Consider the following 17452-nt stretch of genomic DNA (forward strand, 5'->3'; position numbering starts at 1 on the left):
GCGGGCGCTCAGCGATCCAGCGGGCTCAGCACGCCGTGGCCGCCGCGGTTGAGCACATGCGTGTAGATCTGCGTGGTTTTCACGTCCTTGTGGCCCAGCAGTTCCTGCACCGTGCGGATGTCGCTGCCCGATTCCAGCAGGTGCGTGGCAAAGCTGTGGCGCAGCGTGTGCGCACTGACCGGTTTGGCCAGGCCCGACTCACGGCAGGCCCGTTTCAGGGCGCGTGCCAGCAAGGCATCGTCGAAATGATGCCGCCGCTCGCAACCATCGCGCGGATCGCGCGAGCGACGCGACGCGGGGAACACGTACTGCCAGCCGAATTCGCGTGGCGCCGATGGATACTTGCGCGCCAGGGCGAACGGCAGCCAGGCAACACCAAAACCTTCTTGCAGGTCGGCCTGATGCAACTGACGTGCCCGTTCCACTTCGCGACGCAAGGGTTCGGCCAGCGAGCGCGGCAACATCGTGTGGCGATCCTTGCCGCCCTTGCCGTCGCGCACGGTGATCTCGCCACGGTCGAAATCCACATCCTTCACCCGCAGACGCAACGCCTCCATCAAGCGCAGGCCGGAACCGTACAGCAGGCTCGCCAGCAACCAGGGCCGCCCATCCATGCGCGCCAGCAGGCGCGCCACCTCATCGCGCGACAGCACGGTGGGAACCCGCGCGGGCCGCCTGGCCCGAGTCACGCCGTCGAGCCAGGGCAGTTGCACCTGCAACACCTCGCGATACAGGAACAGCAGCGCTGAAAGGGCCTGATTCTGGGTGTTTGCCGCCACCCGCCCCTGCACCGCCAACTGCGACAGGAACTGCTCCACCTCGACAGCGCCCATGTCGCGAGGGTGCCGTTTGCCGTTGGCCAGGATGAAGCGGCGGATCCAGCCGACATAAACCTGCTCCGTGCGCAAGCTGTAGTGCTTCACCCGAAGCACCCGCCGCACCTCGTCCAGCAGCCGCGGCGGCTTGCCTGCACCGGCATGCATATCGGCGTTTTCGGGGCGATAAGACATACACACCTCATTTCGCGAGATATGCATGCCAGCATCCGTCCGTGCCGCGACCCGAGGCAGCCGGACAAGTCCTTGATGGCACGTAGGATTTCACCGCTTGACGGCACGGCGGTTGACATGGAGCATGGAGCGCATATGCCCCGATCTGGGGTCTACTAAGCGTTATGCCTCAAAGGGAGCATCCTCGTGAGTTGGGACATAAGCATTCAACGCTTCAGTCGCGTCTACACTTCGATTCAGCAAATTCCCAACGATGAGCGTTGTGTCCCTCTTGGCTCGCAAGCTGAGGTGCGAGCTGCCATTTCTGAGGTTTTTCACGGCACCGATTGGAGCGATCCGACTTGGGGCAACTACGATTTCCCAGGCGGCTCGATCGAATTCAACATGGGCAAGCCCGAGCCAAACAACGGCTTCATGCTCCACGTCCGCGCATCGGAGCAAGTCGTCCCTCTTATCGTTACTCTGTGTATTCAAAACGGCTGGCAAGCTTTGGACTGTGGCAGCGGTGAGTTTCTCGAGCAGTCCAATGAGCCGGCATCTGGTCAAGCTGCTTGGCTCGCTTATCGCAATCAAGTTCTCGGCAAGGCATAACAACTCGTTCAAGGCGGACGGCTTCGCCGCCGCTTAACTCAAGCGTTAGGCAGCGCAATGAAGCGACTCTGGCCATGGATATATTTAGCGTTGTTTGCAGCCGCCTTCCTTGGCGGCCTGTCGATCTTTGAAAAAACTCAAGGTCACACCAACGTCGACTGGGTTTTCGTAACCGTCTCTTTCTTAGGCCTCCTCGTCTTTCCGTCCTTGGCAGTCGGGTATGCGCGTTTACGCACAACAACTCGTCTTCCCTCCGCTTCGTTTTCGCGAGGGTTTCGCGGTGGGTGGTGGGCAGACCCGTTACAGTGCCTTCGCGTAACTAGCCTGTTGCTTAGCGGCATGTTCCTTGGTTCACTATTTACGTCGCCTCATGCCACATCGCAAGGCGTCATGATTGTGTGGTGGCACGCTGCTATGGCGTTTGGCTCAACAGCAGGTGAGCTTGTAGCGCTCAAGACGTTTCGCGGCAGCGTTGCCTAACATCTCGTTCAAGGCGGACGGCTTCGCCGCCGCTTAACTCCAGCGTTAGGCCGCACATGACAATACGCGCAAGATTTTCACCAGATACCAGTGACGTCATTTCGACCATCGCATGGTTAAACGAATCAGGTGTTGCATCAGTGGAGACCTGGAAACAGGTATACGACCTCGGCATAGTTGAGGTCGAGCTTCACAAAACCCCATCAGTTCTTGGCTACCTTAGCCAAGTAGACGACTCTCTTTCGATCTCTCGCATCACCAAGCACGGCATCGTTTTTTACCTCACTGACGTACCGTTAGTCGTCGGCATTCCAGAGGACAGGCGCCTCGTCAAATCGGAACGATCGGATGGCTTCCTATTCGTTCCAATGTCAAACGTTGTTTGCATCAACACCTTTGGCAGCATCTACACTCACACGGGTGTTCCTGCCTAACAGTTCGTTCAAGGCGGACGGCTACGCCGCCGCTTAACTCCAGCGTTAGGTGTCACATGGAGATCGTAGCGTCATGAACTTACAGACAGCCGAGTCCACTAGTATTCTGGTATGTAAGCTCAATGCCGCTCTCGATACGCAATTGGCGAACATCCAGCAAGACTGTGAGCCTGACGAGTTAAAGCAGCAGCGTCGCCTGTTCGCTACTGCAATGGCAGGTTTACTCAACATCGCCAACTCTATCTATCACGAGCACCCCAGCCTCAAGCCCACGCAAATGGGTGGTACATATGTACTACCGTATTCTGTTCTTGCGCAAAGTGTCGCTCAACTTCTCGGCAACACCTAACATCTCGTTCAAGGCGGACGCCTCCGGCGCCGCTTAACTTCAGCGTTAGACGCGAACACAGACATCTACAAGGATGCAACAACATGAGCGATTTCGTTACCGCAAGCTTCGACACTCTTCTCGGGCAAGCATCTGACACTGCCGCAACATATCTCGGCCGGGCCGTCCAGGAGATCGACACACTCTTCGGCAAAGGGTATGCCAGGCAGTATCCGCGACTCGTAGCAGCCTTCATGCAAACTGCTGCCATCGACATGTCGGCCTCAACCCATGCAAAGGTTTACGGGGCGGCGCTTCAAGAAATATCAAGCAGCCTTTCCGCCATCGCAGACGCTATCGACCGCAAGGGCGTCTAACAAGTCGTTCAAGGCAGACGGCTACGCCGCCGCTTAACTCCAGCGTTAGATGGCACAGGGGACTTCATGGACAGTCACGAGATCATCTCTCACGTCATGCGTGAGGTGAACGGAATCATAGACCGGCAGAGGACGATCGATAAGGTCAAAGGCGCCCTCGATGACCGGGCCAGGAATCCGCATGAGGAAGATTTCATCTACGGCGAAGGCACCAACAATCAAAAGGTATTTAGGGAGGAGATTGACGGTGTAATAATTGAGAAAACGATACTACATCGGCGCGGCGCCAGAGATACTGACATTTCCGGAGCGGATCTTCTATTCGAGATCGTTGGGGAGAAGTATGTTCTCGTACAGTACAAAAGGGCAGATAGCTCTGGCAAGGTTAAGAATGACGAATCTCAACTCGACGAGTTAGTTGGTAGTTGCTCAAATGATTGCCCAGAGTTCCAGCCCTACATGCTGGGCACCTGCGGCTCTTGGTATGCACTAATTGAAGGGACGGACGTGTCGTACATGCCGGCATGCGTCGCATCAGGTTCGTTTGCTGGAAGAGGTAGCTGCAAAGCAACTAATTTTGATAGAGCCATATCGAGAGAAGCTTTCCTTTCGGCCTTCGCCAAGTGCTACATCGGAGCACGAACTGAAGAGTGGCCGTATTCGTCTTACTCACCATCGGCACTGATGCTCTTCGCTCACGAATCTAACGACCCTCTTATAGTCGTGCGCCAGATGGGAAGGTTCCGGCGCGCCGTCTAACAATTCATTCGAGGCGGACGGCTTCGCCGCCGCTCAATTCCAGCGTTAGGTGTCACACCAGCTATGCAGCAATCTGCCAGAACGTTCTTAGCAGTTGTCCAACTGTCGCTGCTTGTGGGCTGCTCATCGGCGGGCACGCCGGCAAGAGTCACAAAGCCAACAGGTGTCTTTGCTACTGAGTCCGATGCTGCAATTGACGGCTCGTTAAACCACCCTGCACCAAAAGCACTGGCTCAACTCAGCCTCAACGCACCGGTTACTGTGTTATTCGACACTTACGGCAAGGACTACTGGGCATGTCGTATTCGCACCCAAGCGTCACAAGTTGGCTGGGTGCTCTGCACATCGCTCAATTACGAGCGCAGCAGTGACACCTAACATTTCGTTCAAGGCGGACGGCTTCGCCGCCGCTTAACTCCAGCGTTAGAACGCACAACAAACGGGGCGCGGTCTTGAAGGAAAGAGCTGACATGCATGCTGAGCAATGGAATGCTTTGCGCTTCCGAAACAGGCTTTTTTGGTGTGTTCTCGCAGCAGGGGTAGTTCTACTGTTCGCCGCATCGTTTCCAAAGTTTTCACGCTACGAAGGCTTGGTGGCGTGGTCGTGGTTTGGGTTACTAGCTCTCGCAAACTCGTACTACGCCGCATTTCAATGTCCACGATGTCACAAGCCATTCTTCAAGCCCGGATTCCTGCGGTATAACACCTTTGCAAAAAAATGCCCTCATTGTGGCCTTGGCAAGTGGTGCTAGGGTCGCGGTGCGTTCTAACATCTCGTTCAAGGCGGACGGCTACGCCGCCGCTTAACTCAAGCGTTAGGTGCGCAACGATGGATCTTCGCAAGGTTATGGAAAACGAGCTGAAATCCATCGTAGTTCCTGTACTCCGGGCCGCCGGGTTTACGGGCTCTTTGCCGCACTTTCGCCGTCTCGCAACCGAGCGCATGGAGCTACTCACTTTTCAGTTCGATCGTCATGGCGGAGGTTTTGTTATAGAAGCCGCATGGTGTGAGCCTGATGGGGTTGTCACTTCCTGGGGCAAAGCCATCCCAGCCACAAAGGTCACTGCACATGATCTGCATCCCAATCTTCGGCTACGCATCAAGGCGAAGGAGGGAAGTGGCACCGACTGTTGGTTTCGCTACGATCAGGGTCAAACAAAAGACTGTGCACAAAGTGTCCTCGCCTCTCTCCCTAAAGCGGAGCAGTGGTGGGCTAGCGGCGGGCACACCTAACATCTCGTTCAAGGCGGACGGCTTCGCCGCCGCTTAACTCCAGCGTTAGCGCTCATGACGACGCTATTCATATCCAGCTGCATCGCTTTGCTTGTCGTCATCGTGTTGTTCAATGTGTTGTACTTCTGCGTCATTCTTTTGCGCATAGGCGACACTCGTGGCAAGGTGAGTGGCGACGCGCTTCTCAACTTTCGGCAACAGAGATATGTCACCAAATATCTGGAGCCTCTGACGGTGCAGGAGCAATCCCGGTGGTACAACGTCTTCATCAAGCATTCGTCAGCTATCACGCACGCCCTGTTCTTCGCCTGCATAGCTTCTCTTGCGCTGTCGTTCCTATACGGCGGGCGCTAACCACTCGTTCAAGGCGGACGGCTTCGCCGCCGCTTAACTTAGGCGTTAGGTACTCAAGGATGCGGCTCGGCAAAATCCTCAAAGTGATCTTGTTCGTTGCCGGGTTGGCTCTCGCCTTCGTTGGCGCAGGTGCCTTAGCTATGGCGGTGTCGGGCTCGGTGGTTGTAGGCCGATCCAGTGTGTACGCTCTCGGTAGCGCCCTTCTACTGCTCGCAATCCCATGCCTCGTCTTGCTCTTCTCTGTTCGGGCTGCCCAAGCCTTAGGCTCATTCGTTCTCATAGCGTTTGCTCTCGGCGCCTTATGGTTGGCGTTCGGGGCGGTACCACCAGAACATCCATGGCTTTTCCAAGCTGCCGCCATCGCCTTTGCCGTGCTGGCAATTTCTCGTGTCGGGTTGTTCTTGCGCAGCAAAAATTCTGCGCGGAGCACCTAACATTTCGTTCAAGGCGGACGGCTTCGCCGCCGCTTAACTCCAGCGTTAGGCCTTTGCTTGTGCGGCAGCTCGGCTAGGTGGGTTTCGTTCGTCAGCGCATTGTCGTGTAGTGTTTCGCTTCGGCAAGTCTGTTTGGTGTTTGTGGCAAGCCGTCAAGTTTCAAAGCGTGGGGTTTATGGCTCATTGCTGTTGCAAGGCGCCGTGGGGTTCGCCTTGGCACGCTCGGGCCGCAAATCCCTAACCAGTCATTCAAGCGAACGGCTTCGCCGCCGCTTAATTCCGGCGTTAGACCCAATGCCGATTCGAGCCGTAAATGATCCACAAGTTATTGCTGCTTGGGCACGAGCGACATCGGCATATCGCAAGCGATACAAACTTGTGCAGCCCTCCATAGGCTTGGCGGCCTTGGCTTGTATAGCTACCGGTGTCTATCTGCAAAATATCTATGTTGTTGCCCTGTTCCTTGTTTTCTTTCTTGCCCTCATGATCGCTCGCGCCGCAGAGCGAGTCAGCCTGGCCTGTCCCCACTGCTCCCAAACTCCGGTCAGTCCATTCGAGCGGGCGTCACCCCTAGACATAGACTATTGTCCGCACTGCTTCTATTGGCTTAAATCTCCGTGGTAGGCCCTCGCAAGGGGTCTAACTACTCGTTCAAGGCGGACGGCTACGCCGCCGCTTAACTCCAGCGTTAGGCTCGCAAAAAAGGGGGAGGCAACGTGAAACGTCTTGTTTTGCTTTTGGGGTTTTTTTGTCTTGGTCTTGGCATGGCTCACGCCGGTGACGCTAGTCCAAACGGCGTCTACCGTCCTACGCTCGCCACGAACGCGCGTTCGTACCTCAAAAAGTTTCCTCTCAATCGCGTGTCGCCTGACGAGATCGTTCAATATGTCGGTACTCCGGACAAAACGGCGAGCATCGCGGGCTCCGACTATCTCACGTACAACATCGAGCCAAAGAAGGGCAACGGCATCATCGAGTACACGTTCATCGTCAAAGGCGGAGTCGTGGTCAACGTCACTTACCTCAACTCAGGCAACTTTTTCGGTGTCACGCAGCGTGAGTCGGCTGTGCAACTGCAAGGCCATTGAGCATGAGCCTAACATTTCGTTCAAGGCGGACGGCTTCGCCGCCGCTTAACTCCAGCGCTAGGCCTCTGGATGAGGTGTGCTAGCATCCTGACGTCGAAAAAGGCAGGGGCGGTTCCCGGTAAGCCCGCCCCCTTCTCGTCCTGAGAAGCTCTGCTCCGTGCATGCACGAGAACCCGCGACGAACCCGACACTTCTGTGTCTCGGGCTCGTCCGTGCAGGTTGGATGAGCCCACAATTTCAGGAGCTCATCATGCAACTTAATCATCTGCACATTTGCGTTCAGGACGTAGCAGCCGTTTCGTCCTTCTTCGTCAATCATTTCGGTTTCGACCTGCGAGAAACAAGAGGCCGCAACGGCTTTGCCGTGCTCACCGGTGACAATGGCTTTGTTCTTGCACTTATGCGGTTGCCGTTTGAAACTGCGCCAGAGCAGGCATATCCACCCATGTTCCATGTAGGCTTTTTGGTCGCGGATGAGGCGTTGCTAGACAGCACTCATGCTAGTCTCGTCGCCGCCGGCTGTGATCCATCTGCTATCGAGCGCATGCGCGGCTCTAGAAGGTTCTACTGCAAAGCACCTGGTGGTTTGCTCATTGAGGTAGGGCATGAGCCAGAGGCCTAACAATTCATTCAAGCCGGCGCTGCTTCGCGGCGCGGCTTAATTCAGGCGGTTAGGCTTTACAGAAGAGTTCATACTTAAGGCAATTCTTATTGCGCGCCGTGCAGTCCGGCGCAGATCTCCAATGTGACTTCACTCCAGTAAGCTCCCAAAAGTTCATTGTAGGAGCGGCCATGATGCGCATCTGCTTGCTCGCACTGCTGTTGTTCGCCGCTCCTCTCATCGCGCGCGAACCGGGAAAACTCCCCGTGGGCCCTGCCATCGACCGGCACGTCAAAGGACTCATGGAGCACACCGGTGCCAAGGGCTTGGCGATTGCCGTCATTGATCGCGGCAAGGTGATCTACGTCAAGGCTTACGGCGTGAGGAATGCGAAAGGCGAGCCGCTGCGCACCGACACGATCATGTACGCCGCGTCGCTCACCAAGGCGGTGTTCGCCTATACGGTGATGCGACTGGTCGATCAAGGGCGCATCGATCTCGACACCCCGATCGCCGCCGACCTCGACAAGCCGTTACCCGATTACGACACCGAGGCGATCTATCCCCACAAGTACGGTCCGTACAAGGACCTCGCGGGCGATGATCGCTGGAAGAAGATCACCCCGCGCATGGTGCTGACCCATTCAACAGGCTTCCTCAACTTCTACTGGCTCGAGCCCGACCAGAAACTGCGCATCCATTTCGAGCCAGGTTCGCGCTTCAGCTATTCGGGCGAAGGAATGATCCTGCTGCAGTTTGTGATCGAGAACGGCCGCAAGTCGCAGGGCTTGGGCGTAGACGTCGGGGAGCTGGTACGGAAGAACGTGTTCGAGCCGCTCGGGATGAAACGCAGCTCGCTGATGTGGCGCGCGGACTTCGCCGGCAATCTCGCTGATGGCTGGAACGACAAGGGCCAGCCGCAGCCGCACGACGAACGCTCGAAGGTTCGCGCCGCCGGTTCCATGGATACCACCATCGACGATCTTTCGAAGTTCGCCGCCGCGCTCGTGAGCAGTACAGGCCTGTCGCGCGCCTCGCGAGCGGAAATGGTCAAACCGCAGCTGCACATCGGAACGCGGACGGAGTTCCCGACCATGCAAAACGACCTGCCTGTCGACCAGCAGCGCAAGGACTTGTATGCCGGGCTCGGCGTGGTCGTGTTCGATGGCCCGCAGGGACACGGATTCTTCAAGGGCGGCCATGACGAGCAGACCGGCAACACACTCGTCTGCGTCGAGGCGCAAGAACGCTGCGTGCTGATCCTTGCCAACGACGTGCGCGCCGAAGCCGGCTTCGCCGACCTGGTGCGCTTCATCCTCGGCGACACCGGTGTGCCTTACGCTTGGGAGTACGGCGATCAGGCTGGCAAGTCGAATTGAAGGCAGGCTGGCAAGTTCCCACACCATGTCCAAGCCTCGATGCGATGTGATCGAGCGCGATGCGCCTGCAGTCCGCAACAAGTACGCCAGGAACAAATCAGTCCAATCGGCGTTGAATGCGGCCCCGCAGTTGTAGATTGGCCGCATATCGGTCCACTCCAGCGGATGTGCAAAAGCGCGCGCCGCTTGGTTCAGGCGTCAGCCGTCGGAGGGAAACATGAAGATGCTCGCAGGTGGCGCAATCGCCGTCGTTCTACTCGTGTTCTACGTGCTGCTTGTCCACTCGGCCGTGCATGTCGTCAACTGCGTCAGCACGTCCGGCTGCACCGGCGCTACGGTTGCCTCGTTCAACGACGTCAAGTCCCAGGCCATGTCCGTGCTTGGAGGCCTGGTGTCCGCACTGATCATTTCCGAGCTGGCCATCACGAAGCCGGGCGAAGCGCCCGCGGCGCGCATCCTGGCTGCTGCATCCGACCGGGCAAAGAACGTCTTCCGCTGGACGACATGGCTTTACGTCGGCGCCTGGCTGGTTACCGGTGCCTGGGCCTTCTGGACCGGCCTGAGCCACCCGTCGGTGCTGCCTGCGCTCACGAGCGTGGGGCAATCGTGGCTGGGGCTTGCGGTGGCATCGGCCTATGCATACTTTGGGATCAGTCCTGCCAATGGCTGACTGCTCGTTCCGGTGGGCGTTCATCCGCCGCGCGGCCGCCCACCGCTGAATCCAGGCGTCGAGTGCCGCAAACATGAGCGCTGCAAACTCCCCCACTTCACGCCTCGCCTCCTGCAGCTGCGGGCAACTGCAGGCGCATGTGTCCGGCGAGCCTGTGCGCGTAAGCGTTTGCCACTGCCTGGCGTGCCAGCGCCGCACCGGGAGTGTGTTCGGCGCGCAGGCGCGTTTCCCGCGCGCGGCGGTCATCGTCGTCGGCACCAGTGCGGAGTACGTCCGGGTTGGCGACGAGGGCACCAGGACCACGTTCCGGTTTTGCCCCACGTGTGGTGCAACCGTTTTCTACACCGGCGACGACGCCGGGAGCATCGCGATACCTGTCGGTGCGTTTGCCGACCCCTCATTTCCTGCGCCGACTGTCTCGGTCTACGAGGAGCGCATGCACTCGTGGGTTCGCATGCCGAACGAGATGGAACACATGCCATGAGGCCCGAAGCCTCGCCTGGCCATTCGTCCCGGCGGCCGCGCGAAAGGCTGCGCGCCGCCTGACCCAGGCATCCGCCCGTTCCAGGAGTACGCCATGCGCCCTCTCCGGTATTCCATCAACGTCACCCTGGACGGATGTTGCGATCATCGCGCCATGATCGCGGACGCCGAGCTGCATCGGCACGTGACGGAAAACTTCGCCCGGGTCGATGCCCTCCTGCTTGGCCGGGTGACTTACGAAATGATGGAGGCCGCATGGCGGCCGACGCGCACGGGAGAGTGGCCCGACTGGATGACGGATTGGATGGAACCCTTCGCGCGGACGATCGACGCGGCAAAGAAGTACGTGGTGTCGAGCAGCCTGGAGCGGGTCGACTGGAACGCGGAGCTCGTGCGCGGAGACCTGGAGGCAGCCGTTCGACAACTGAAGCGGGAGCCGGGCAAGGGCCTCTGCGCGGGAGGCGTGACGCTCCCGCTGGCGCTGGCGGAACTGGGCTTGATCGACGAGTACGAGTTCATGGTGCACCCCAGGCTGGCGGGCCACGGTCCGACGCTGTTCGCGGGGCTGTCGAAGCATGTCGACTTGCAGCTCGTGGACAGGCGGGAGTTCGCCTCGGGGGTAGTGGCGATGCGGTATGAGCCGAGAAACCAGCCACCGGGATTGCAGCCTGCGCCGTCCCGGACCAGCTTTCGTTCTGCACACGCAGACTTTGGGGGAGACCCATGAAAATCCGCGCTTGCGTCCGCAACACTCCGTCGCGACACCTGGTCGAGGTTGCGACGGACGGGGCGACCAGGGAACTGGCCATCCCCGCGAAATCCGCAGCCCGTGGTTCCGGGACCAATGGCGGGGAACTCCTGATGCTTGCCCTGGCGACCTGCTATTGCAACGACCTGTTCCGGGAAGCGGCACGCCTGGATATCGCCCTGGACGAGGTCGAGGTTGCCGCCAGCGCCGACTTTCCCGGGGTTGGCCTTGCGGCCGAAAACATCCGCTACTCCGCCCGCATCAGCTCGAGCGCCACAAAAGAGCAAGTCGAGGCATTGCTGGCCACCACGGACCAAGTGGCCGAAATCCACAACACGGTCCGCGCCGGCACGCCCGTGACGCTTGAAGGCTGGCCTTAGGGATGCTCTGATCAACCCAACGCTGGAGCGCAGACGGACCCATGGCTACCGACCCGGATTTCATCGATTACGTGGCGGAACAGATCGCGCTCGGCGATCGGCTCACGCACAAGAAAATGTTTGGCGAATACGCGTTGTACGTCGACGGGAAAGTAGTGGCTTTCGCCTGCGACAACAGCCTGTTCATCAAGCCATCCGATGCGGCGACCAGCCTCATGCCCGGCCTCCCGCAACGGCCGCCCTATCCCGGCGCCAAGGACTACCCGGTCGCCGACGAGCTGCTGGATGACTCGGACACGATCCGCCAGCTGGTCCTGGCGACAGCCGCCCTCATGCCTGTACCCAAGCCCAGGAAGCCAGCCGTGCCACGCAGTCGCGGCAAGTGACCATGTGCAGCCTGTTACTTCATCCAGGCGACGCCCCGGCACCCCCCACTTGATTCAAGCACCGGATGCCATGACGATTTCGATACGCCCGTTCCGGGAAGGCGACTGGCCGGATCTGTGGCCGATCCTGCGCGCCACGTTCTCGAAGGGCGACACCTACAGCTTTGCGCCGGATGCCACGGAGGCAGACATTTCCGGCGCCTGGATCAAGGCGCCGACGGCCACTTTCCTGGCCTGCGACGAGTCCGGGCGGATCCTCGGCTCGTACTACATCAAGGCCAACCAGCCGGGCCACGGCAGTCACGTCGGCAATTGCGGCTACGTCGTGTCGGAGCCGGCCCGCGGCAAAGGTGTGGCGTCGCTCATGTGCGAGCACTCGCAGGCGACCGCCATCGGGCTCGGCTTTCTGGCCATGCAGTTCAACTTCGTCGTATCCACGAACACCGGCGCCATCCGGTTGTGGCAGAAGCTCGGCTTCGACATCGTCGGCTCGCTCCCGCGGGCTTTCCGCCACCCGGAACATGGCCTCGTGGACGCGTTCGTGATGTACAAGTGGCTGGCCGCCTGACCGGCGCAGCTGCGCGCCGGACCCATGCGGGCAACCCCGCGGCGCCGGGCACCTGTTCCCGTAGCATGGTTTATGCGCGAACTTCACCCCGTGCCCGGCAAGCTGGGCGGTACGTCGGCTCGCGCCCGTAACATCGTGCGAGCGAGACACTTTCCCCGTGCATCGCCCGCGACGCACCCACCCGATACGGAGCAAACCCCGGCTCATGACGAACCCTGTTTCCGATGCCCTGGTGTTTTTCGGCGCCACCGGCGACCTGGCTTACAAGCAGATCTTCCCGGCCCTGCTCGCGATGGTGGCGCGCGACGGGCTGGACGTGCCGATCATCGGCGTGGCGCATGCGGGCTGGTCGGTGGAGCAGCTGCGCCAGCGCGCGCGCGACAGCGTGACGGAGGCGGCGAAGAAGGCCGGCGCCGCCGTGGACGAGGCCGCGCTCGCCAAGCTGGCCGCGCGACTGCAGTACGTGGACGGCGACTACAACGATGCAGCCACCTTCACGCAACTGAAGCAGGCGCTGGGCGGCGCGAAGACGCCGCTGCACTATCTCGCGATCCCACCCTCGCTGTTCGGCACCGTGGTGACCCACCTCAAGGCCGCCGGCTGCGCGGACGGTGCGCGCGTGGTGGTGGAGAAGCCCTTCGGCCGCGACCTCGCTTCGGCGCAGGCGCTGAACCGCACGCTGCACACGGTGTTCCCGGAGTCGGCGATCTTCCGCATCGACCACTACCTCGGCAAGGAGGCGGTGCAGAACCTGCTGTACTTCCGCTTCGCGAACAGCGTGCTGGAGCCGGTGTGGAACAACCGCTACGTGGACAGCGTGCAGATCACCATGGCCGAGGAGTTCGGCGTGGACGGGCGCGGCAGCTTCTACGAGAGCGTGGGCGCGATCCGCGACGTGCTGCAGAACCACCTGCTGCAGGTGACTTCGCTGCTGGCGATGGACGCGCCGATCGGCAGCAGCCCCGCCGCGCTCAACGCCGAGAAGCTGCGGCTGTTCCGCGCGATGCGTCCGCTGGCTCCGCCGGACGTGGTGCGCGGCCAGTTCAAGGGTTACCGCGAAGTGTCCGGCGTGGCCGCGGACTCCGACGTGGAGACCTTCGTGGCGCTGCGCCTGCACATCGACACCTGGCGCTGGTCGGGCGTGCCGTTCTGCATCCGCGCCGGCAAGAAGCTGCCGCTCACCACCACCCAGGTGGTGGTGGACATGAAGGCGCCGCCGCTGTCGGTGTTCGACGCCATCGCCGCGCCGCAGTCGAACTATTTCCGCTTCCGGCTCAGCCCGCAGGTGGTGATCGCCGAGGGCATGCGGGTGAAGCGCCCCGGCGAGGCGATGCAGGGCGAACCGGTGGAGCTGATCGCCCGCCACCACAGCGGCGTGGAGATGTCGCCCTACGAACGCCTGCTGGGCGATGCGCTGCGCGGCGACAACTCGCTGTTCACCAGCGACGAATGCGTGGAAGCGGCGTGGCGGGTGGTGGACAGCGTGCTCGAGCACGAGGACCCGGTGCGCCCGTACGAACCCGGCAGCTGGGGCCCGTCCGAGGCGGCCGCGCTGGCCGGCGACGAAGGCTGGCACGACCCGCAGCCGGAGGCCACGCCGCCATGCTGATCGACACCGTCACGCCCGAGCCGCTGGTGTTCCTGCTTGACGTGGACGACACCCTGCTCGACAACGACCGCTTCGCCGCCGACCTCGGCGCCGAGCTGGAGCGCAACTTCGGCGCACCCGAGCGCGACCGCTACTGGGCGATCTACGCGCAGCTGCGCACCGAGCTGGGCTACGCCGACTACCTCGACACCCTGCAGCGCTTCCGCGACGGGCTGGACAACCACCCCGCCCTGCTCTCGATGTCCGGCTTCCTGCTGGACTACCCGTTCGAGCAGCGGCTGTTCCCCGGGGCGCTGGACACCGTCGCCCACCTGCGCACGCTGGGCCGGCCGGTGATCCTCTCCGACGGCGACGTGGTGTTCCAGCCGCGCAAGATCCGCCGCGCCGGGTTGTGGCAGGCACTGCAGGGCGACGTGCTGATCTACCTGCACAAGCAGCACATGCTGGATGCCATGCAGCAGCGCTACTCCGCCGCGCACTACGTGATGGTGGACGACAAGCCGGACATCCTCGCCGCGATGAAGCGCCAGCTCGGCGCGCGCCTCACCACCGTGTGGGTGCGCCAGGGCCATTACGCCGCGGCCGCGGCGGACCAGCACATCCAGCCCGCGCCCGACCTCGTCATCCCGCACATTGGCGCACTGCAACAGCGTAAGCTTGAAGACCTGCTGCCGGATGCGACCACGACGGCCGTCGTCTGAGCGGACTACACCACGAACCTTCCCCGGAGCCAGCATGAAAGCGACACAGCAATTGCACGATCTCGGCCAGAGCCTGTGGCTGGACAACATCACCCGCACCCTGCTCGACGACGGCACGCTGGCGCGCTACATCGCCGAGGACTCGGTCACCGGTCTCACCTCCAATCCCAGCATCTTCGACGCCGCGATCGGCGGCGGCGACGCCTATGACGCCGGCATCCACGCCAAGTCGCTGGCCGGGTTGGCCGGCGAACCGCTGTTCATCGAGCTGGCGCTGGAAGACCTGCGCCGCGCCGCCGACCTGTTCAGGCCGGTGTTCGACGCCACCCACCAGGTCGACGGCTGGGTGTCGATGGAAGTCTCGCCGCTGCTGGCCGCCGACACCACCGGCACCATCGCCGCCGCCGAAGCGATCCACGCGCAGGCGCAGCGGCCGAACCTGTTCGTGAAGATCCCCGGCACGCCCGAGGGCATTCCCGCGATCGAGGAAGCGATCTTCCGCGGCATCCCGATCAACGTCACTTTGCTGTTCTCCTGCGAGCAATACCTGGCCGCCGCCGGCGCCTACCTGCGCGGCATCGAGCGCCGCGTGGCTGCTGGACTCGATCCGCAGGTCGCCTCGGTGGCCTCGCTGTTCATCAGCCGCTGGGACGTGGCCGCCAACCCGCAGTTGCCCACCGATCTGCACAACGCGCTGGGCATCGCGGTGGGCAAGCAGTGCTACCGCGCCTACCGCGAACTGCTGGCTTCGCCGCGCTGGCTGAAGCTGGCCGCCGCCGGCGCGCGCCCGCAACGCCTGCTGTGGGCCAGCACCGGCACCAAGGATCCGAACGCCCCCGACACGCTCTACGTCGATGCGCTGGCCGCGCCCGACACCGTGGACACCGTTCCGGAGAAGACGCTGCATGCGGTCGCCGACCACGGCAAACCCGGCGCGGTGCTGCCGGTGGATGGCGGCGATGCCGAGGCCATGCTGGCAAAGATCGCCAAGGCCGGCGTGGACATAGCCGCGCTGGCGCTGAAGCTGCAGCAGGACGGCGCCGATGCCTTCGTGAAATCGTGGAAGCAGCTGCTGCAACGCATCGCCGACAAGCAGGCCGCGCTGGCGGCCCGGGGCAAGGAGCCGATTGCCCGATGAGCCGCGCCGACCTCACCCTGCTGCCCGAGTGGCAAGCCCTGCAGCAGCACTGCAACCAGCTCGAGACCCGCCACCTGCGCGAACTGTTCGCCGCCGACGCCAGGCGCGGCGAACATCTCGTGGCCGAAGCGGTGGGCCTGTATTTCGACTACTCCAAGCAGCGCGTGGACGACGAGACGCTGCGCCTGCTGCGTGCACTGGCCGAGGCACGCGACCTCAAGGGCCGCATCGCGGCGATGTTCCGCGGCGACCGCATCAACGCCACCGAGAACCGCGCGGTGCTGCACGTGGCGCTGCGCGCGCCGCGCGGCGAGAAGATCCTGGTGGACGGCCACGACGTGGTGCCCGACGTGCACGAAGTGCTGGACCGCATGGCCGCGTTTGCCGACGCCGTGCGCAGCGGCGCATGGCAGGGCCACAGCGGCAAGCCGATGCGTAACGTGGTCAGCATCGGCATCGGCGGCTCCGACCTCGGCCCGGTGATGGCCTACGAGGCGCTGCGCGACTACAGCCGGCGCGACATGCAGTTCCGCTTCGTGTCCAACGTGGACGGCACCGATTTCGCCGAGGCAGTGCGCGACCTCGACGCCGCCGAGACGCTGTTCATCATCTGCTCCAAGACCTTCACCACGCTGGAGACGCTCACCAACGCGCACGCGGCGCGGGCCTGGTGCGTGGCCGCGCTGGGCGACGAGAAAGCCGTCGCCAGGCATTTCGTGGCGGTGTCCACCGCCGCCGCGGAAGTGGAAAAGTTCGGCATCGACACGAAGCAGATGTTCGGCTTCTGGGACTGGGTGGGCGGCCGCTACTCGATGGATTCGGCGATCGGCCTGTCCACCATGATCGCCATCGGCCCGGACCATTTCCGCGACATGCTCGCCGGCTTCCACGCGATGGACGAGCATTTCCGCAGCGCACCGTTCGAAACGAACCTGCCAGTGCTGATGGGCCTGATCGGCCTGTGGAACGCCAACTTCCTCGATGCCGCCACGGTGGCGGTGCTGCCCTACGAGCAATACCTCAAGCGCTTCCCGGCCTACCTGCAGCAGCTCACGATGGAGAGCAACGGCAAGCACGTCACGCTGGACGGCGCGCACGTGGACTACGCCACCGGCCCGATCTACTGGGGCGAGCCCGGCACCAACGGCCAGCACTCCTTCTACCAGCTGATCCACCAGGGCACGCGGCTGGTGCCCTGCGACTTCATCGGCTTCGGCCAGACGCTGAACCCGGTGCCCGCACAAGGTGGCGGCGACCAGCACGATCTGCTGATCGCCAACCTGATCGCGCAGGGCGAGGCGCTGGCCTTCGGCAAGACCGCCGAGGAAGTGCGCACCGAAGGCACGCCGGAGGCGCTGGTACCGCCCCGCAGCTTCGAGGGCAACCGGCCCAGCACCACCATCCTCGCCGAACGGCTCACCCCGTTCGCGCTGGGCAGCCTGGTCGCGCTGTACGAGCACAGCGTGTTCGTGCAGGGCGCGATCTGGGACATCGACTCCTTCGACCAGTGGGGCGTGGAACTGGGCAAGCAGCTGGCGAAGACCACCATCGCCGAACTCGTCGCACCGGCTGAACCGAAGCTCGCCCACGACAGCTCGACCAATGCCCTGATCCGTCGCTATCGCGCCCTGCGAGACAACCCGTCAACGACAGGCTTGTAATGTCATGGTAGGAGCGGCTTCAGCCGCGATGCTTTTGGC

General features: G+C 61.9%; 20 protein-coding genes. 19 read left to right on the forward strand and 1 reads right to left on the reverse strand.

Annotated elements, in window-relative coordinates; genetic code table 11:
- Positions 1-8: 8 nt before the first annotated feature.
- Positions 9-1010 (reverse strand): integron integrase, encoded by a 1002-nt coding sequence (locus ABQJ54_RS07185; RefSeq protein ID WP_367853616.1) that lies wholly within the window; start codon positions 1008-1010, stop codon positions 9-11.
- Between the two features lie 186 nt (positions 1011-1196).
- Between ABQJ54_RS07185 and ABQJ54_RS07190 the strand changes: the two genes are divergently transcribed.
- The 19 genes from ABQJ54_RS07190 to pgi all read left to right on the forward strand — a co-directional run bounded on the left by ABQJ54_RS07190 (position 1197) and on the right by pgi (position 17413).
- Entirely contained in the window at positions 1197-1601 is a 405-nt protein-coding gene (locus ABQJ54_RS07190) for a hypothetical protein (protein ID WP_367853617.1), read from the forward strand.
- 987 nt (positions 1602-2588) lie between these two features.
- Positions 2589-2864, forward strand: coding sequence for a hypothetical protein (locus ABQJ54_RS07195; protein ID WP_367853618.1), 276 nt, complete (start codon positions 2589-2591; stop codon positions 2862-2864).
- An 83-nt stretch (positions 2865-2947) separates the two neighbouring features.
- Complete coding sequence (locus ABQJ54_RS07200) at positions 2948-3220, forward strand: hypothetical protein (RefSeq protein WP_367853619.1); 273 nt, start codon at positions 2948-2950, stop codon at positions 3218-3220.
- Positions 3221-3286: 66 nt separating this feature from the next.
- Positions 3287-3979 (forward strand): hypothetical protein, encoded by a 693-nt coding sequence (locus tag ABQJ54_RS07205; protein ID WP_367853620.1) that lies wholly within the window; start codon positions 3287-3289, stop codon positions 3977-3979.
- 829 nt (positions 3980-4808) lie between these two features.
- Positions 4809-5213, forward strand: coding sequence for a DUF4304 domain-containing protein (locus tag ABQJ54_RS07210; protein ID WP_367853621.1), 405 nt, complete (start codon positions 4809-4811; stop codon positions 5211-5213).
- A gap of 54 nt (positions 5214-5267) precedes the next feature.
- A complete protein-coding gene (locus ABQJ54_RS07215; RefSeq protein ID WP_367853622.1) occupies positions 5268-5567 on the forward strand; it encodes a hypothetical protein in 300 nt (99 codons plus the stop codon).
- A gap of 1150 nt (positions 5568-6717) precedes the next feature.
- Entirely contained in the window at positions 6718-7089 is a 372-nt protein-coding gene (locus ABQJ54_RS07220) for a hypothetical protein (protein WP_367853623.1), read from the forward strand.
- Between the two features lie 250 nt (positions 7090-7339).
- Entirely contained in the window at positions 7340-7711 is a 372-nt protein-coding gene (locus tag ABQJ54_RS07225) for a VOC family protein (protein WP_367853624.1), read from the forward strand.
- A gap of 170 nt (positions 7712-7881) precedes the next feature.
- A complete protein-coding gene (locus tag ABQJ54_RS07230; RefSeq protein WP_367853625.1) occupies positions 7882-9069 on the forward strand; it encodes a serine hydrolase domain-containing protein in 1188 nt (395 codons plus the stop codon).
- Positions 9070-9286: 217 nt separating this feature from the next.
- Positions 9287-9739, forward strand: a complete 453-nt coding sequence (locus ABQJ54_RS07235) for a hypothetical protein (RefSeq protein ID WP_367853626.1) — start codon at positions 9287-9289, stop codon at positions 9737-9739.
- A gap of 73 nt (positions 9740-9812) precedes the next feature.
- Entirely contained in the window at positions 9813-10223 is a 411-nt protein-coding gene (locus tag ABQJ54_RS07240) for a GFA family protein (protein ID WP_367853627.1), read from the forward strand.
- Positions 10224-10316: 93 nt separating this feature from the next.
- Complete coding sequence (locus ABQJ54_RS07245) at positions 10317-10949, forward strand: dihydrofolate reductase family protein (RefSeq protein ID WP_367853628.1); 633 nt, start codon at positions 10317-10319, stop codon at positions 10947-10949.
- Positions 10946-11350, forward strand: a complete 405-nt coding sequence (locus ABQJ54_RS07250) for an OsmC family protein (protein WP_367853629.1) — start codon at positions 10946-10948, stop codon at positions 11348-11350. Before ABQJ54_RS07245 ends, ABQJ54_RS07250 begins: the two co-directional genes overlap by 4 nt.
- Positions 11351-11391: 41 nt before the next feature.
- Positions 11392-11736: a TfoX/Sxy family protein gene (locus tag ABQJ54_RS07255; protein WP_367853630.1), complete on the forward strand. Its 345-nt coding sequence runs from the start codon at positions 11392-11394 to the stop codon at positions 11734-11736.
- A 49-nt stretch (positions 11737-11785) separates the two neighbouring features.
- Positions 11786-12304: a GNAT family N-acetyltransferase gene (locus tag ABQJ54_RS07260; RefSeq protein WP_367853631.1), complete on the forward strand. Its 519-nt coding sequence runs from the start codon at positions 11786-11788 to the stop codon at positions 12302-12304.
- 205 nt (positions 12305-12509) lie between these two features.
- Positions 12510-13913, forward strand: a complete 1404-nt coding sequence (gene zwf, locus ABQJ54_RS07265) for a glucose-6-phosphate dehydrogenase (protein ID WP_367853632.1) — start codon at positions 12510-12512, stop codon at positions 13911-13913.
- Positions 13907-14614, forward strand: a complete 708-nt coding sequence (locus ABQJ54_RS07270; protein WP_367853633.1) for an HAD family hydrolase — start codon at positions 13907-13909, stop codon at positions 14612-14614. Before zwf ends, ABQJ54_RS07270 begins: the two co-directional genes overlap by 7 nt.
- A 34-nt stretch (positions 14615-14648) precedes the next feature.
- Positions 14649-15752, forward strand: a complete 1104-nt coding sequence (gene tal / locus ABQJ54_RS07275) for a transaldolase (RefSeq protein WP_367853634.1) — start codon at positions 14649-14651, stop codon at positions 15750-15752.
- Positions 15749-17413 carry a glucose-6-phosphate isomerase gene (gene pgi / locus ABQJ54_RS07280; protein ID WP_367853635.1) on the forward strand — a complete coding sequence of 555 codons (1665 nt, stop codon included), beginning with the start codon at positions 15749-15751 and terminating at the stop codon, positions 17411-17413. The genes tal and pgi overlap by 4 nt, the downstream gene beginning before the upstream one ends.
- Positions 17414-17452: the final 39 nt, after the last annotated feature.

It is taken from the genome of Rhodanobacter lycopersici, assembly GCF_040812335.1.
GTDB classification, from domain to species: domain Bacteria; phylum Pseudomonadota; class Gammaproteobacteria; order Xanthomonadales; family Rhodanobacteraceae; genus Rhodanobacter_A; species Rhodanobacter_A lycopersici.

What these genes read in the sequence shown, in the direction of transcription:
- ABQJ54_RS07185 (WP_367853616.1), bottom strand. Translation starts at nt 1,010, where the DNA reads ATGTCTTATCGCCCCGAAAACGCCGATATGCATGCCGGTGCAGGCAAG.
- ABQJ54_RS07195 (WP_367853618.1), top strand. Translation starts at nt 2,589, where the DNA reads ATGAACTTACAGACAGCCGAGTCCACTAGTATTCTGGTATGTAAGCTC.
- ABQJ54_RS07200 (WP_367853619.1), top strand. Translation starts at nt 2,948, where the DNA reads ATGAGCGATTTCGTTACCGCAAGCTTCGACACTCTTCTCGGGCAAGCA.
- ABQJ54_RS07205 (WP_367853620.1), top strand. Translation starts at nt 3,287, where the DNA reads ATGGACAGTCACGAGATCATCTCTCACGTCATGCGTGAGGTGAACGGA.
- ABQJ54_RS07210 (WP_367853621.1), top strand. Translation starts at nt 4,809, where the DNA reads ATGGATCTTCGCAAGGTTATGGAAAACGAGCTGAAATCCATCGTAGTT.
- ABQJ54_RS07215 (WP_367853622.1), top strand. Translation starts at nt 5,268, where the DNA reads ATGACGACGCTATTCATATCCAGCTGCATCGCTTTGCTTGTCGTCATC.
- ABQJ54_RS07225 (WP_367853624.1), top strand. Translation starts at nt 7,340, where the DNA reads ATGCAACTTAATCATCTGCACATTTGCGTTCAGGACGTAGCAGCCGTT.
- ABQJ54_RS07230 (WP_367853625.1), top strand. Translation starts at nt 7,882, where the DNA reads ATGATGCGCATCTGCTTGCTCGCACTGCTGTTGTTCGCCGCTCCTCTC.
- ABQJ54_RS07235 (WP_367853626.1), top strand. Translation starts at nt 9,287, where the DNA reads ATGAAGATGCTCGCAGGTGGCGCAATCGCCGTCGTTCTACTCGTGTTC.
- ABQJ54_RS07240 (WP_367853627.1), top strand. Translation starts at nt 9,813, where the DNA reads ATGAGCGCTGCAAACTCCCCCACTTCACGCCTCGCCTCCTGCAGCTGC.
- ABQJ54_RS07245 (WP_367853628.1), top strand. Translation starts at nt 10,317, where the DNA reads ATGCGCCCTCTCCGGTATTCCATCAACGTCACCCTGGACGGATGTTGC.
- ABQJ54_RS07250 (WP_367853629.1), top strand. Translation starts at nt 10,946, where the DNA reads ATGAAAATCCGCGCTTGCGTCCGCAACACTCCGTCGCGACACCTGGTC.
- ABQJ54_RS07255 (WP_367853630.1), top strand. Translation starts at nt 11,392, where the DNA reads ATGGCTACCGACCCGGATTTCATCGATTACGTGGCGGAACAGATCGCG.
- zwf (WP_367853632.1), top strand. Translation starts at nt 12,510, where the DNA reads ATGACGAACCCTGTTTCCGATGCCCTGGTGTTTTTCGGCGCCACCGGC.
- ABQJ54_RS07270 (WP_367853633.1), top strand. Translation starts at nt 13,907, where the DNA reads ATGCTGATCGACACCGTCACGCCCGAGCCGCTGGTGTTCCTGCTTGAC.
- tal (WP_367853634.1), top strand. Translation starts at nt 14,649, where the DNA reads ATGAAAGCGACACAGCAATTGCACGATCTCGGCCAGAGCCTGTGGCTG.
- pgi (WP_367853635.1), top strand. Translation starts at nt 15,749, where the DNA reads ATGAGCCGCGCCGACCTCACCCTGCTGCCCGAGTGGCAAGCCCTGCAG.